Source organism: Roseburia sp. AF02-12 (genome assembly GCF_003461765.1).
Taxonomy (GTDB): Bacteria; Bacillota; Clostridia; order Lachnospirales; family Lachnospiraceae; genus Roseburia_C; species Roseburia_C amylophila.
Window position 1 is genome coordinate 16,711 of record NZ_QTXS01000004.1, and the last position, 15,571, is coordinate 32,281.

Consider the following 15,571-nt stretch of genomic DNA (forward strand, 5'->3'; position numbering starts at 1 on the left):
TCTAATTTCCATTTCATTCAAAAAATTTTTAACAGATTCTTCATTATGAAAATCTGGTTTTGGAATATCCTTCCTTTGGCCCAAAAGTTCTGGTTTATGCTGCATAATCAAACTAGCTTTTAGATTTTTCTGTCGTTCTATCCAATTTGTTGCGGCAGGATTGATTTCCACTAAATCATAATGATCCTTTGCGTATTGCACCACTTCCGCAAGGGTATGCGGGTTGGCCGCTATTCTCTTTTCTATCCTTTTTCGTCTGGATTGATAGATAGCATTTCGGATTCTAATCTTTAGAGATTGCTTTTGAGCTTCTCCAAATATAAAAACACTTGTGGGACCATCTTCACCATTTATTATGGAAACTTGATTGATACTTTTATTTTTCATAAGTGCCCTCTACTCACAAATCCCGATTATATCGGTGATTCACAATCTTTTAGCCAAAATCGCAGTTCCATAACCGTCACAGCAATTTTATACTTTACTTCGATTTCAATCTTTTCTGGTGGATTGGCTAAAAGCCTGTCAATATCATTTTCCTCAACACCAGCCATTTTTGCTATGCGCCGTAACCGTAAGCACATGACCTCCATTAACACGAATACTTTGTCCTTCTGCAATATTAACAGAATTATTCTGTCTGCTAATTGAAGCACCCTTCGCCAATTTTATTGGTGTTTTTAACGCTTGTGCCAGATCCTCTACCGGATTTAGTAAGTGCTGCAACATCGCCCCATTATATGCTTCCTTATCTTTAATAACTGTATTTTTATAATTAGATGTAAGTGCTCTTGTATTGGGATTAATATAACTTGATATTGATTGCATCATCTCAACCTCCAATTATTTTCATTCCTCTGTCATTCGGAATCTATTCACTCTCCATAACGGTCCAAGTGATCTATTACTTTTATGACCATCTATACCAAGTTCCGCTATTCAAAAGCTGTGACATACTTTCTTCATATCTTTTCACTGCTTTCTGCTGAATGGAACTAGGCACCACATAATCGTTACCAACTTCACTTATTTTCCCATTTACCAGTTCGCAATGTGTCCCGTTTATCACAAATTCTCTGCTTGTATCCACTCCCTGTGACGCAAGAAAATCTAAAATATAATCGGTGTATGTATCTGTCATACTTGAAAAATACTGCTGATCCGCAAAATGTATCAGGGAGTTCAGACCACCTATCATCATATTGCATCTTTCATCATCTGCCTTGCTTCCGTTTCCATAGCCCTCGCCCCAGACAAAATCTTCCTGTACCGTCATGCTGTATCCATTTCCAAGATTAAATCTGCTTCCAACCCCAATCGTGATACTGTTTGTACTGGGATCATATGGTTTGTACCCTCTGGTTTTAAATGGCTGCTGTACGGTTCCAAAGGTTTGAATCTCGGATGGGAGATATGACATACCCGTAATTGCCGTAAACGCTTTCTGCCCATTCACATAAAAGGAAGTATGGGTTGCACTGTCTATATCCGCTGTAATCTCGACTTTCTCATCATTGGCAAAAGGATTCTGTCCGGTCATTCCGGTTCCATATGCAAACAGCATTCTTGTAAACTGATATCTTGTATGCTCATCAAAATGATTCAGTGTCTCTGTATCTTCTCCCTTTACATCTCCATTGCAAAAATCAACAAATTCATTTTTACTGCCATCCTTTGTAGATAGCTTACCTGTTTTTGTGTTATAAACAAAATTATAAGAACTTCCTACGCCTGTTATACCCATTGCATTTCCTCCATTGCATTTTTTCGTTGATATTCCTCTGTCATTCGGAATTTGCAATCACTTTCCTTATATGGTCCAAGTGATTTATAAATATATAAGTAACCATATTATCTCCTACCTTATATAAGTCTCATAACAACTGCCAACATTCTCTTATAACATTATAACTCAGTATCTTTGCTCCTCTTGCTGCCACATAAGCTCTTGACTTCCCAATTTGTTTAAATCTTCTATGCTTTTTTTGAACATTGCGATAAAATCTCTTCTGTCGTTAAGTCCCATATTACCAGCTTCAAGCGGCAGAGACGTGAAACCTCCCTGCTTCTCCACTTTGTAATGTGCCTCCAATGCACGCATTTCGACTACTGTAGCATTTGATGGATTAACATCATTGATATAAATTCTTTGCTCAAACTCTTTCCCGTTTTCATCCACACCTTTCGCTAACACCACTGGATTTTCATCCGTCGAATCATCCGCATATTTAAGGCAATAAGAAAGACCTGTACCATTACCTCCTGTCCACAACATATTATCTGTTGTGAATATCTGGTATACCTTTGGTGTTTCAGCCGTATAAAATGTCTTTTCCGCAGATGCAGGTGCTTTCATATAATTACTTTTTTGTTGACCGTACAATGAAGATACGGTATTCAGACCAGAACTAATGTTCATATTTTTGTTCCTCCAATCAGCTCAAAATTTTCTCTTTTTAATTATTCAAATATACCTGATATGTTAAATTTTAGTATCAAGCGTTGCCTGTGCAGGAGATTTCCCCGACTCTGCCAATTCTCTTGTAACACTATCTAATGCACCATCTTTAATTGGCTTACCAATTTCCCAGTTAGGATCAGCCTTTTTTGCGGCATCATAAAATGCCTGTCTGTAAATTCTCTCATATTTTTCAAGGGTGTACCCGGCAGCCAATCTGTCCTTTTTCTGCATTTTGCGGTACAAATTGTTATATACCTCGGAACGTTTTGTTGTATCTCCATTGTGGACACCGTTTTCACGCAGGAACTCTTTTTTTGTCAGTTCATACATTTCTTCTTTGCTACTATCCGGAATTGATATGATCCTTTTTCTCGAACTTTCATTTTCATCTGTCACTAAAAGTCCTGCCAGTCCATTTACAGGGTTGATATAATCTCCATCCTTGTCATAATGACTCATCAGATTTTTTATTCCCTGAATATTGCCATACATTGCACCATTTCCAGCAGACATCATTTGTTTTACTGCGGCTTTATATTGTTTGCTGTTTGTGTTAATCCCGGCAGCTTTTAACTTGGACTGAACAGAACTGCTGTTCAACTGGGACAACTGAAAACTGCCTATTGCATTTACTCCTGATGTCCCAAATGATTTTTGAAACAAAAAAGCATAATCCGTTATTTTTGACATAAAACATCCTCCCATATTAAACCTGTTATCTTACCTATATCCTTACGCTTTCCTATCAAAAGACGTTTTCTCTTCCAAATAGTTCGGCAGTTCTTTCAATTCTGAGCTTTGGGCATTCTTTTGCGTATGGTATTCATTGAAGTAAATTCCGTAAAATTCTCTTTCCTTTTCCCGCTCAGCCGGAGTTCTTTCGCATCCCCATCCATAACTATCTCCCAGATAGGTCAACACTTTTGTTCCTTGATAAGAAATGTCGGCACCATATCCTTCGCCTGTCAGAATCGGACATTCCAGTGTGCCTCCTCCCGCCAGAGCAAACTTCTTTTGCGCAAGGTTGTTATTTTTCCCCTCTGCCCTCTCCAGAAAATCGAGCAATGATAATTCTCCGATTCCTTTGCATTTCGGATTACCATTTTGACTTTTTACCGCATTTTTAGCCTGCTGATATAATGCCTTTCTGTCAGGGGATACATCGGATATGTATTCTGCACATAACCTTGTTCTCTGCCTGTGAATAGATTCTAATTCCGTTTTACTCGTAGTGTTGGCAGCTCTCTGAGCCAGTTCCTTAATCTCAGAGACAAACTCTGCCTGTGACTTATTGCTTTTCCCTGCACTTGGAATCATAGACCAATCAGGTTCTCCACTTCTCAGCGATACACTATATTTTGTAATAGCAGAACTCGTTGCATTTGAAATCGATATTCCCATGAATTCACCTCATATTTTCTACCTTCTCTGCATATATTTTAACCTCTATATATACTTATCCATTTATCATATTCATTCTTTAAAATTCTCATAACATACTTATTTCCTCTATTTTTTTATCGGATAAAATAACCTGTTCTCCTAGTCCCATATCATCAAACGACCATATTACGCACACAAAGACCATCTCTTTACAAGATGACCACTGCCTTAAATTCATTTTCATCGCAGGAAAGCACCATATCACCGCCATATTTATCCACAACTGCTTTTACATTTAACAATCTAATACCGTGATGATCCCCTCTTTTGCTCTTTATCGTATCATTTTCAATTTCCACCTTTTCTGTCACCGGATTTCTTATCGCAAATATCAGTTTATGATCTTCGCACTCTAATTTCAGATGAATGACCGCTTTTCCGGTATTTTTCAGTACTTTTTCACTCTCCCGGATTGCATTATCCAGTAAATTGGAAAGCAGAATCACAATCTCTTCCTCTTCCAGACAAATCTCCTGCAAATCCCCTACTTTCAGGATAACCGCTATGTGTTTCTCCTGCATGCTGCGGTACTTCTGGTTTAAAACAGCATTGACCACCGGATGGTTCGTGTTGATTGCCGACATCTCAACCGCTATGCTCTCTGTCAGTTTCTGCGTAAATGAAAGTGCCTCATCTGTGTGTCCATTCTTAATCAACGTCTGGATTGTGGAAAGCTGATTTTTATAATCGTACATTTTTCTTCGCTGACGCTCATAGATTTCTTCCCGGTCCTGATAATTTGCAATACGATTTTTCTGATTTTGTTCCGTAAGTACCGCAATTTTTATTCTCTCTTCTTTTTCAATGGTATTCTGCATGAACTCCATAAGGATAAGGTTAATCGCAACCAGTCCCACTGAAAGAAATAAAAATACATTCTGCATGTCAATACATCCCGGCATACTCATATCAGTTTCTATGCCAGCACATCAAATGTCGAAACTCCATTTTCTGTCACTCCTGTAGAAGTTGAAGTACCTAGCAGTTCCACCAGTTTTCCTGTTAGGTCTGCCACATCTTTTCCATCAATTTTCAGATTATATTGCCGTTCTTCCTGCTCCTGTTTTTCGGCACGCTGTTTTTCCAGTCTTTCCTCTGTCTCTTTCTTTTCTGCTTTCCTTTTCTCGAGTCTTTCTTCAAGTTCTTTCCTTGCTTTTTCTGTTCCCGGATCAACCTCATCTGTTACCAGTACTTCTTCTGTTATGCTATCATATCCATTTATTGTATCCGTTACACTCAGTACCTTACAGCCACGAGCACTTTGAGCAGCTTTCAATTTTTCGATACTTTCCGGTATTAAAGATAGATTATACTCCAACCATTGTTTTGTCTTTTCATCTCCCATAGCCTTTGACAAAAGAGAACTGTTTATATTTACGGAATAATCCCTGCTTCGTAAACAATCGTATTTTTGTGTTAAATAGTTCTTATATTCATGAGCATTCTTATATGTCCTGCCCGTTTTGTTTCCAGCATTTTGTGTATTGCCATAACTATTCGTATATGACGCATAAGTTCCTATTCCTGTAACTGCCATATTAACATATCTCCTTTCATTATTCGGAGTCCTTCCAACTATGCCACCTGTTGGATTTCTCTCAGAATCAATATAATATTGATCACACGCTAGCTTCAAATATACTTTGACTAATACCTTTCATCCACATATTCTGCGTTGCTCCATATCCTCTTTCCTGCCCTATATCATACAATCCACTGCTGTCAAATCCTATTTTTAATACCAAATCATTTTCTTTCTTCCAGCCATTTTTAGCATATTGCAGCCATCTCTTAGAATAAAGTTCATACCCTGCACCATTTTTAGATTTTTCCTTAAACAATGCCAGTAAATCTGTACCATCCTCTGCAATAAAAGTACCATTTTTATATGTCGCATTGCGTGCATCATATCCAGTTGTCTCATACACTTCATGCCATAAAGAATATTGGTTTGCCTTTGTCATATTTGCCTGCGAATTAACAATTTCATTATCTGCATCATGCATACAAATCCACGCATGCGTCCAAATATTTTTTGCATTATCTCCTTCATTCAGCAATTTTTCTATCTGCGATAATGTATCTCTATCTGCATTTCCCGACACCGTTAGTTGATATGTATATGGGTCAATAGAAAATACCAAATCTGCCTGTTTTGATATTGATATCCCATTCTTTGAAAGTAGATTTGAAATTTGCTGATTTACAACACTTCTGGCATGCTGTTTTTCCCTGTCAGTATTGCGTACATAACCAACACTTCTTGAACCACCTGTATATACATCCTTGTAATTCCTTAATGCATAATCATACCGTGCAAATCCACCCACAGGTTTTCCTCCGGATTGTAACATTCTTTTCTCATTGCGGTAAGCTATGGAACGCTGGTCTTCTGTCATATATGAGCAAAAGTTAGGTGAAGTCACATCACAATATTTCGATATGACATATGCCATTGGATCAGAATGCGACATATTTTCTTTGTACATTTTATCATAATGCTCCCGCAAAACTTTTTGTACGAAACGATCTTCCTCTGTAAGTCCATCATACTGATATCCTACAGTTGTACCGGCGCTGGAATTATTGGGCAGCTTGTTTAAATCCCTGCCAGCTGGAATGTTGTTATAATAGTCAGAATTATTTACAGTAACCATATTATCCCCCTGCCTTATATAAGTCTTATAATCTGTATCATGTAAATCATACTGGAACCCTATCGATAAACTTTTTTCATTTTATTTTCCACATTTTTTCTTCATTATTCGGAGTTCTTCCGACTATGTCACCTATTGGATTTCTCTCAGCCTCAATATGATATGTAATCCAAGTTCTCTTTTTTTCCTATGTTCAAATGACTAAGCACTATTTATACTTACTATTTGCATTTGGCAAATTAAGATATGTATCCATACTTTTCGTCCAAAGCAACGATAAGTCAAACCTTCCCAATTTGTTTAAATCTTCTATGCTTTTTTTGAACATTGCGATAAAATCTCTTCTGTCGTTAAGTCCCATATTACCAGCTTCAAGCGGCAGAGACGTGAAACCTCCCTGCTTTTCCACTTTGTAATGTGCCTCCAATGCACGCATTTCGACTACTGTAGCACTTGATGGATTAACGTCATTGATATATATTCTTTGTTCAAACTCTTTTCCATTTTCATCCACACCTTTCGCTAACACCACCGGATTTTCATCCGTCGAATCATCCGCATATTTAAGACAATAAGAAAGACCGGTGCCATTACCTCCTGTCCACAACATATTATCTGTTGTAAATATCTGATATACCTTCGGTGTTTCTGCCGTATAAAATGTCTTTTCCCCAGATGCAGGCGTTTTCATATGATTACCTTTTTGTTGACCGTACAGTGAAGATACGGTATTCATACCAGAACCAATGTTCATATTTCTGTTCCTCCAATCAGCTCAAAATTTTCTCTATATGCCAGTCCAGTTTCTGCCTCAACTTTTTTGGATAAAAGTGTTTTCAACACCTAATCCCATATTAACTTTCCACGGTTCTTCTGTCAGTCGGAACCGCACCTGCTCTCTCCTATGGAGTCCAAGCTTACTTTTTCTACTATATTCAAATAACTAAGCCCTATTTATGCTTACTGCTTGCATTTAGATAAGTATTCATATTTCGCATATAAAACATCTGCAAATCATACCTTCCTAATTTATTCATATCCTGTATAACCTTTTCAAAGCTGGATATAAGGTCGCATCTGTCATTTAATCCCATACACCCAGTTTCTTGCGGAAAAGAACTGAGACTATTCCCCTTGTCGACGTTATAATATGCCTCCAAAGCACTCATTTCAACATAAGAAGCATTTCTCAAATTAATATCATTAATGTTAATCTTTTCTTCAAATTCTTTTCCATTTTCGTCAACTCCTTTGGCTATCACTACAGGATTATCCTCTGTTGACTCTTCTGCGTATTTAATATAAAACGAAAGACCTGTTCCATTTCCACCTGAAAACAACATATCATCCGTCTTTAAATACACCTTCACTGATGTCTGAGAAAATGCCTCATTTTCGGCAACATATGTTTTGCTATTATTTTGCTGCTTTCCAAATACTTCCGATGCACTTTGCACTCCCGAACCAATACGCATTTAATTACCTCCTAGTATAATATTATATATCGATTATTATAAGTTGATATAGTCAGTAAAGTCCTCAATTATCAATTGTACTTTTTATTATGTTTTCATTAAAAGTATTGGCAATATTTTCATAAGCAGCTATGGCAACCGCCCTATCTACTTCCGATAATACATTAACAGCCGATATATTATCATCAAAAGCCGCATCTTTTTTACTCTTTTGCATATTAATCTCTTCTATCTGTCTGCGCTTTTCTGCCGCCTCCTCACTGCGCTCTAAATATTGTCTACGCCGTTTAGCCTTCTCTTCATCTTCAGCTTTCATTTGCGCCTCTATCTTTGCTTTTTTTTCTGGTGAAACATCTCCACAAACATAATAGTGTGCAGTTCCATCCGGGTGAATAACCATACCATAAGATTGAATCTCAAACCCCCCGACTGCCATCTGCGCCTTCACAGTTGACTGCGAAGCAAAAAAATCCTGTATCATCTTTTCGTAATAAGCTGCTTTTTTGGGATCATTTGCCATTGTTTCCAAAACATTGGGTGCAATCACAATATTATTCATCCCATATGTCCCCGTCCCCAATGAATCCATACTCTTTTGATCACTTCCAACATTTTGGATCATTATATTCCCATATTTAGCCTTTAAATATTCAGTGTAGGTATCTACTTTTGAAACACTATTTTCATTTGGCTTCTGTACTTTCTCTGTATTATCACCCTCTTTAGCAGATAAAATCTTATTGAAATCTAAATGATTGGCTTGCCCTGTCGTCTTATTCTGTTGATACCTATAATTCTGATTATAAGCATTAACTAAATTTTCAACGCCTAATCCCATATTAACTCCTTTCCACGGTTCTTCTGTCAGTCAGAACCGTACCTGCTCTCTCCATCCGAAGCCCAAGCAGTAACCTTTAATTGATTTATTGGAGTAAGATAACCCTTTTGGAGTTATCTTACTCCTTTTGTTTTGCCATTACGATAATCACAACCGCAACACTCCACAAAATATTTCATTATTCTGACCTAGTTTCCCCTTTTCTTCGGTCTTTTCGGCTGGTGATAAATCGCTGAACACTCTGCCGTCCTGCCAAGAACTGTTTTTTCCACTTCATTCCGGGCAATTCTCTCCACTACTTTCAATACCTTGATTGTAATCTTTTCTGCTTTCTTCATCTTACCTTTACCTCCTGATGCTGTATCATAATACTTTTCTGAAACTGTACTCATACATATCCGAATACATGTTATCATGCGGTTGTGGCGTCAGCCTTCTATCCAATGCCGCCATATCCACCGTAAAACCACTGTCTGCCACAGAAAAAGCACCATTACTGAATTGAAACTCCGAAGTAAAGTCTGGAATCCCCAGATCACCGCTTGTCCGGTTATGTCCTATAATATTTATCAATGCATCCTTTATCCGCTCTATCTTGGCATTGTCCTTTGTTTTGTTAATCAGATTAGCAGCTTTTTCCGGCAGCCCACCAATCTTTCCGTCTGGTGTCAGGTAAAGGTTCTCCAGAGAAATATCTTCTCCCGTAACCCCTTTTAAGTAACGCCTGACTTCCTGCACATCCGTGGCATACTGGTAGGTATTGGACGACAGATTTCCCACACTGTCAGCAATTCCTGTGTAATACTGATACATCCGGTCACTGTACTTTTCCTCTACCAGTTTCTGAACCTGCTCCCGGACTTCCTTATCTTCGATACCGCTCACTGTTACATTCCCATTGCTTTCAATCTTTATCTGCATTCCCTCCAGCTCATCACGGGAGATACCTTTGCTTTCCAGATCCTTTACAAAATCCTCGGAAAAATCATTTTTCAGTTCCGCCTTCTGCTGTGCTTTCTCAAAATCTTTCAGGTTTGCAAAAATCTTCACATACTCCATTTCCGCATCATCCAGTGTCTTTCCTTCTGCCATGTCCTGCAACAATTCATCCACTGTGCGCCCGCCTTTGTATTGTTTTTCTTCCGGCAGACTTTCAAACTGCTTCTGGTGGAGTTTCTCCATTTCTTTTGTATAATTTTTCTCTGTATCCATCAGGACTTCATTATATTTGTCGAGGCATTCCCTCCAATTTTCATCTTTCCGGCTGTATGCACCGTGAAGGTTCCCGAATGCCTCCCTTATGGCATCGGTCTTTTCCTGTTCTTTATTTTCCGTAACCTTGAAACTGATTTTATAATAATCATCTGGAGAAACTTCTTCCCCATTTTTGTTTTCTATTTTGATACAATATTTATTGGTATTTGTATCCCAGTTCGGGATGGTCAGTGTTTTCCGTCCTTCCCCATCCCATTCTGCCTTTCCGACCTGATTGCCATATTCATCATATAAGGTGAGGTCATAATCGCAGCCTTCCGGCATGTCCATATAGATTTGGACACCGAAGTAATTCTGTATCGTCCGGTTAAAAGGGATGGAAAAGTTGTAGAAATCCACATCCTTTTTATCTCTGAGACTTCCTTTCAGACTGCTGGTTTCGTCCTTGATCAGAAAATCCAGATCCAGAAATGTACTTCCCTTCTTGTCAGAAACCTCATAAGTAGTATGCTGTCTGCGATAAGTGTCATTGCTGCCAAGTGTACAGGTATCCTCTTGAAGTGTCATATTTTTCTTAAGCTTTCCCTCAAAATATGCCACTGTTTCCTTCCCTGACATGAAAAAAATTGGTTTTTGGCGAAATGCCGCACCATATGTAGAATGATTACTGTTTATTTCCATTTCTTATCCTTCCTCCCGAAAAATATCTTACCTGCATTCTTATGCTTTCCTGTCAAAAGATGAGCCTACTGTATAACAGGATTATCTGGTAAAATAATACTGCTTTTCTCATATGCTGCCGCCGCCAACTGGCTATTTAGATATTCGTTTTGTACAGCTTTTCGTCTTGCCTGTGCTCTTTTTACTGCTTCCTTTTCCTGTTTCTTCAAAATTATAGAAATTGATACTATGCATATGTATCAAAACCTACCTTATTTTTAGTTGTCGCTTCTATAGCAATCATATTTTCTGTTTTTTTATCTTCTTTTTCTTTATCCTCTTTCATTCTCTCCAGCCATTTGTCAATTTCTGAATCCGTACCAGTCTCTCCAAAAATGCCACAGGTTGTCATTTCGGTTCCATTATTCGTAAACTTAAACTCCACTGATATCAGTTTACTACCATGACCTATTGCCGCCTTCTGTGCATTTCGTATAACATCTGGCATAATTGCTAAATTTTCCTCAAGCCATTTCGCAGTTTTTTCATCTCCACATGCCTTTCGCATTACACTTCCGTCAATCAATACAGAAGCATTTTTGCATGGAGTCAAACATTTATACTTGTTAGTCAAATACTTTGAATAGTCTGATACATTTTTAAACTTATTGGCTGAATTCATAGTGTATCCTGCATAATAATTCTTTTCACTATTCTTTGATGGCTTTACATTTTCATTTTTTACATTTCCGTATGTGTATGTATTGGCATACGATGATACTCCATTAATTCCCATACTGCATCTCTCCTTTCTATTTAGCCTTGATTTTTTATTTGCAGGCTATTGGGTTTTGTTCGATACGCTTACTGCCATTGTAAAATTTGCCTCATAAGAAGCTACTGCCTGACTTATTGTGACAGTCTTAGCAGACGAACTACTCTCAGCCACCAATCGAGTTCTGGCATCCTGAGCGGATAACCTTTTATTTTGCGCATATTCTTCATAAGCTGTTCTTTCCGCTTGTTTTTTCTGAATTCGCTTTTTTTCCTGTTGTTTCTTTACCTGATTTTCTATTCTCTTTTTATTTTCTATTCTGCGCTCCCAAAAACTATTTTTTGACTTATCATTAAAAATCTTCCCACCATTCCCATTGTTATAACCAGCACTCCACATCTCAGCATGACATTCTTCTTTTGATGCTCCATAATATATTGTAGAAAACGCTCCTCCGCATATACCGGACCATTTATCTGGTTGTGACCAACCCACTTGCAAATCATTTAATACCCATGCTTCATACTCTGGATCATTCTTCATTGCTTCAAAACCCGCCTCTGAAATTGTAACAGATATTGATTCGCCTGCTCTTGTGGGGTGCATTGGAATTTGAGATATTTTATTGTAAATGTACTGCTTGTATTCCACCATCGTCATATCTTTAGCAGACACAGAACCTATTTTTGAATTGCCCACTATACTTCCACTAGCTTCGCTCTTTTCTCTTACACTATCCGCAAACCTTGTATCTTCCTTCTCCTGATCTTTAGCCGCATTTTTCTGTTGGTACTGATTGTAAGCCCGTGTCATATAGTTCACATTAATTGTATTACTCATAGTAACCTCCTTTGCTTTCTTTATCGGATAAAATAACCTGTTCTCCTAGTCCCATATCATCAAACGACCATATTACGCATACAAAGACCATACCTTTACAGGATAACCACCGCCTTAAATTCATTTTCATCGCAGGAAAGTACCATATCACCGCCATATTTATCCACAACTGCTTTTACATTTAACAGCCCAATGCCGTGATGTTCCCCTCTTTTGCTCTTTATCGTGTCATTTTCAATTTCCACCTTTTCTGTCACCGGATTTCTTACCGCAAATATCAGTTTATGATCCTCACACTCTAATTTCAGATGGATTACGGCTTTTCCGTTCCTTTTTAGTACCTTTTCACTTTCTCTTATTGCATTATCCAGTAAATTTGAGAGCAGTATCACGATTTCTTCCTCTTCCAGACATATTTCCTGCAAGTCCCCTACTTTTAGGATAACCGCTATGTGTTTTTCCTGCATACTGCGGTACTTCTGGTTTAAAACAGCATTGACTACCGGATGATTCGTGTTGATTGCCGACATCTCAACTGCTATGCTCTCTGTCAGTTTCTGAGTAAAGGAAAGAGCCTCATCCGTGTGTCCATTTTTTAGCAATGTCTGAATCGTAGAAAGCTGATTTTTATAATCGTGCATTTTTCTTCGCTGACGCTCATAGATTTCTTCCCGGTCCTGATAATCTGCAATACGATTTTTCTGATTTTGTTCCGTAAGTACCGCAATTTTTATTCTCTCTTCTTTTTCAATGGTATTCTGCATGAACTCCATAAGGATAAGGTTAATCGCAACCAGTCCCACCGAAAGAAATAAAAATACATTCTGCATATCATCGTTTTCTGAATAAAACATAAGAATGAAACCGACCACCGTAAATACAGGAACACAGAAAAACTGTAACCATTCTTTTCCTGTAATCAGACCGCAGCTTTTTCTTGTCTTGCTAAATCTTCTGATAAACAACATCAGAATGATAAAAACCGTCTTTGATATCAGTGCCTGTAAAAACCATTTTTCTTGGATTGAACCTCTTCTTCCCAGCAAAACAGTCACATAATCAATCAATACAAGCATTGTATAGTTGATGATTGAAAACAAAAAACTCTGCCGGAAGGAAACTTCATAATAAGCCAGATTCAGGAAAGACATAACCAGTATAATCGGGATACATTTTAACATTCCGATCCATGCCCCTGTGACTGCTACCAGATAAAGCACTCCGCAATAAACAAAAAATCTATATCTGTTCCTATATCCGCCATCTCTTTTTTCCATAAAAGTATCAAAAAAGTATAGCGTTCCTTTTACTTCCAGCATTTCCGCAATAAATGTCAATACCCAGAATGTCATGTTATTCTTCTCCCTTATACAGCATATATTCCCTCTTTACCTGTGCATATCGTGCCTTGGGAACCGGAATCTTTTTTCCCGTGGTAAGTGTCATCACATAACCGCTGATTTTTGTGATGTACCTCATATTTACAAGAAAACTTAGATGTGCCCGCACGAATCCCATATCCTTGAATTCATTTTCCAGTTCATCCAGTTTTTTATAAATCTGAAATGTCCCTTTTTCTGTATAAAATACATTTTTGTGAAGCTCTGTTTCTATATAAATGATGTCATCTGCATAAAGTTTTATCGTTCCTTCCACAAAACGAAATTCGAGAATCCTACGGTTTTTATTAATTTCTGCTATCAAATCATCCATACATTCTTCTATAGTATCTGCAAGGTTATCTTTCAGCAGAAAACGGCTTGCTTTCACCTTATATCCATCCAGTGCGTAATTCATGTATGCCGTCACCAGCACAACCGGAAGTTTTGGATATTTTTCTTTAATCCTCATAGCTGTTTTCAGCCCATCCATCCCCTGCATATTGATGTCCAGAAATAATAGCTGACACGCTTCCAAAGCCGATTGATCTTCGCATAACTGTTCTCCGGATTCATATTCTGTAATAGCAAACTCATAATTCTTTTTTTCACCATAGTCTGACAGCAAATCTGACAAATTTTTTCTGTCATCTATCCTGTCATCACAAATAATAATGTTCATATTTTTCATTCCTGTCTTTGATTGCTCTCATACCTGTAAACCATACAAGTCTCACCTAGCACTCTTTATTATATCAAACAAATCTTTCACTCGATCATTCTCTGCATCAAATGACTATTTTGCGCATAGAACGACTATCTCCTATAGAAACGCAGAAGCACTGTATCTCAAACTCTTTGAAATACAATGCTTCCCTGCATTTTCTATATCGTCATGTTGATATTATTACTTTACTATCCTGCACACTCTCTGGGAGTGACTGTATCTATCAAAAAAGAAGCCAGCAGTTTATTCACGCACTACTGACTTCCTATATTATTCATTTTATTTACTTCGCTGCGTCTCAGCCAAGTTTTCCATCTTTAAACACAATCTCTTTTATTTCTTAATATGCTTAAAAAGTTTCGTAACAAACAAGGCTTTCAAGAATATAGTTTTTTTTCACTTCTTTTCCTAATTTTACAGCCCAAAGCTCATCCTACATTGTAGTTAATCCCTTTGTGTGACAAATCAGAAAATGTGAATCGGTGACAAGCATCCATTCCCGCTGACAAAATCAGTATTTTCAGTCCTGCTTCGCTGACAAATTTGTCACTGAAATTACAATTCTGCATGAAAAAAGCGGCAATGAAACTATCTTCATTACCGCTAAAAATGAGCGTCTCCTATAGGAATCGAACCTACAATAGAGTCTTAGGAGTTCAAGTCCCCGTTGGAAACCTATATTATTTTGAGTTAAGATAAGTCAATGACATCATTGATTTTTCTACCCTTCCTGTAAATCCATGTCAAAATAAGAAAACTGAAAATCATCTAAGTTAAGCACCTCTCGCTGACAAATGAGTGACATTGTCACCCTGAGGGTTCAACCATTCCGTTCCTACGAATTCATATTTATGGCTACCATTCTCATTTAGCAATGCCGTAATGATAACACTGTTTTCTTATTAGATTACTTATATTATAACGTGTACGAGGTCGGATGTCGATTGTTTTTTGACCATTATTTACTTCTATTTGCTTTAACTTAAAAAGCCGTAAGCTAATGCTCCCAGCTTTACATTTTTTTATTCCATCAGTTTTACAAACTTGAATTGAGATTTCACCTGTTTTAAGAGATTTAATAACTGTTATATTTTGTTATTA

Annotated in this window: 18 protein-coding genes and 1 pseudogene; all 19 read right to left on the minus strand. The window is 37.6% G+C overall.

Going from position 1 to position 15,571, the window contains the following annotated elements; genetic code table 11:
• Window positions 1-387 (minus strand): annotated as a pseudogene (locus DV740_RS14165) (hypothetical protein); the annotation flags it as partial.
• Between the two features lie 26 nt (window positions 388-413).
• The gene (locus tag DV740_RS15000) at window positions 414-554 is read right to left on the minus strand and encodes an HTH domain-containing protein (RefSeq protein WP_012744350.1); all 141 of its coding nucleotides are present in this window, start codon (window positions 552-554) and stop codon (window positions 414-416) included.
• Window positions 541-831, minus strand: coding sequence for a hypothetical protein (locus DV740_RS14170; RefSeq protein WP_012744351.1), 291 nt, complete (start codon window positions 829-831; stop codon window positions 541-543). Before DV740_RS14170 ends, DV740_RS15000 begins: the two co-directional genes overlap by 14 nt.
• A 79-nt stretch (window positions 832-910) precedes the next feature.
• The gene (locus DV740_RS14175) at window positions 911-1,744 is read right to left on the minus strand and encodes a hypothetical protein (protein ID WP_015517474.1); all 834 of its coding nucleotides are present in this window, start codon (window positions 1,742-1,744) and stop codon (window positions 911-913) included.
• Between the two features lie 168 nt (window positions 1,745-1,912).
• A complete protein-coding gene (locus DV740_RS14180; RefSeq protein WP_117485423.1) occupies window positions 1,913-2,419 on the minus strand; it encodes a hypothetical protein in 507 nt (168 codons plus the stop codon).
• Between the two features lie 63 nt (window positions 2,420-2,482).
• A complete protein-coding gene (locus DV740_RS14185; RefSeq protein WP_117465418.1) occupies window positions 2,483-3,151 on the minus strand; it encodes a DUF3879 family protein in 669 nt (222 codons plus the stop codon).
• 42 nt (window positions 3,152-3,193) lie between these two features.
• On the minus strand, window positions 3,194-3,862 hold the full coding sequence (locus DV740_RS14190) for a hypothetical protein (RefSeq protein ID WP_117465419.1): 669 nt from the start codon (window positions 3,860-3,862) through the stop codon (window positions 3,194-3,196).
• A 191-nt stretch (window positions 3,863-4,053) separates the two neighbouring features.
• On the minus strand, window positions 4,054-4,788 hold the full coding sequence (locus DV740_RS14195) for a sensor histidine kinase (protein WP_242994366.1): 735 nt from the start codon (window positions 4,786-4,788) through the stop codon (window positions 4,054-4,056).
• Between the two features lie 32 nt (window positions 4,789-4,820).
• Entirely contained in the window at window positions 4,821-5,441 is a 621-nt protein-coding gene (locus DV740_RS14200) for a DUF6033 family protein (RefSeq protein WP_242994368.1), read from the minus strand.
• Between the two features lie 82 nt (window positions 5,442-5,523).
• A complete protein-coding gene (locus tag DV740_RS14205) occupies window positions 5,524-6,561 on the minus strand; it encodes a DUF4885 family protein (protein ID WP_118088401.1) in 1,038 nt (345 codons plus the stop codon).
• A gap of 208 nt (window positions 6,562-6,769) precedes the next feature.
• A complete protein-coding gene (locus DV740_RS14210; protein ID WP_118088402.1) occupies window positions 6,770-7,315 on the minus strand; it encodes a hypothetical protein in 546 nt (181 codons plus the stop codon).
• A 196-nt stretch (window positions 7,316-7,511) separates the two neighbouring features.
• The gene (locus tag DV740_RS14215) at window positions 7,512-8,036 is read right to left on the minus strand and encodes a hypothetical protein (RefSeq protein WP_118088395.1); all 525 of its coding nucleotides are present in this window, start codon (window positions 8,034-8,036) and stop codon (window positions 7,512-7,514) included.
• A gap of 64 nt (window positions 8,037-8,100) precedes the next feature.
• The gene (locus DV740_RS14220) at window positions 8,101-8,874 is read right to left on the minus strand and encodes a DUF6033 family protein (RefSeq protein WP_015517459.1); all 774 of its coding nucleotides are present in this window, start codon (window positions 8,872-8,874) and stop codon (window positions 8,101-8,103) included.
• A 188-nt stretch (window positions 8,875-9,062) separates the two neighbouring features.
• Window positions 9,063-9,212 (minus strand): AgrD family cyclic lactone autoinducer peptide, encoded by a 150-nt coding sequence (locus tag DV740_RS14225; RefSeq protein WP_118088403.1) that lies wholly within the window; start codon window positions 9,210-9,212, stop codon window positions 9,063-9,065.
• Window positions 9,213-9,237: 25 nt separating this feature from the next.
• Window positions 9,238-10,689, minus strand: a complete 1,452-nt coding sequence (locus tag DV740_RS14230) for a hypothetical protein (RefSeq protein ID WP_242994369.1) — start codon at window positions 10,687-10,689, stop codon at window positions 9,238-9,240.
• A 307-nt stretch (window positions 10,690-10,996) separates the two neighbouring features.
• On the minus strand, window positions 10,997-11,545 hold the full coding sequence (locus DV740_RS14235) for a hypothetical protein (protein ID WP_118088405.1): 549 nt from the start codon (window positions 11,543-11,545) through the stop codon (window positions 10,997-10,999).
• Between the two features lie 45 nt (window positions 11,546-11,590).
• A complete protein-coding gene (locus DV740_RS14240) occupies window positions 11,591-12,364 on the minus strand; it encodes a hypothetical protein (protein WP_055040312.1) in 774 nt (257 codons plus the stop codon).
• Between the two features lie 95 nt (window positions 12,365-12,459).
• A complete protein-coding gene (locus DV740_RS14245) occupies window positions 12,460-13,716 on the minus strand; it encodes a sensor histidine kinase (RefSeq protein ID WP_118088406.1) in 1,257 nt (418 codons plus the stop codon).
• 1 nt (window position 13,717) lies between these two features.
• Entirely contained in the window at window positions 13,718-14,425 is a 708-nt protein-coding gene (locus DV740_RS14250; RefSeq protein ID WP_242994370.1) for a LytR/AlgR family response regulator transcription factor, read from the minus strand.
• Between the last annotated feature and the right edge of the window lie 1,146 nt (window positions 14,426-15,571).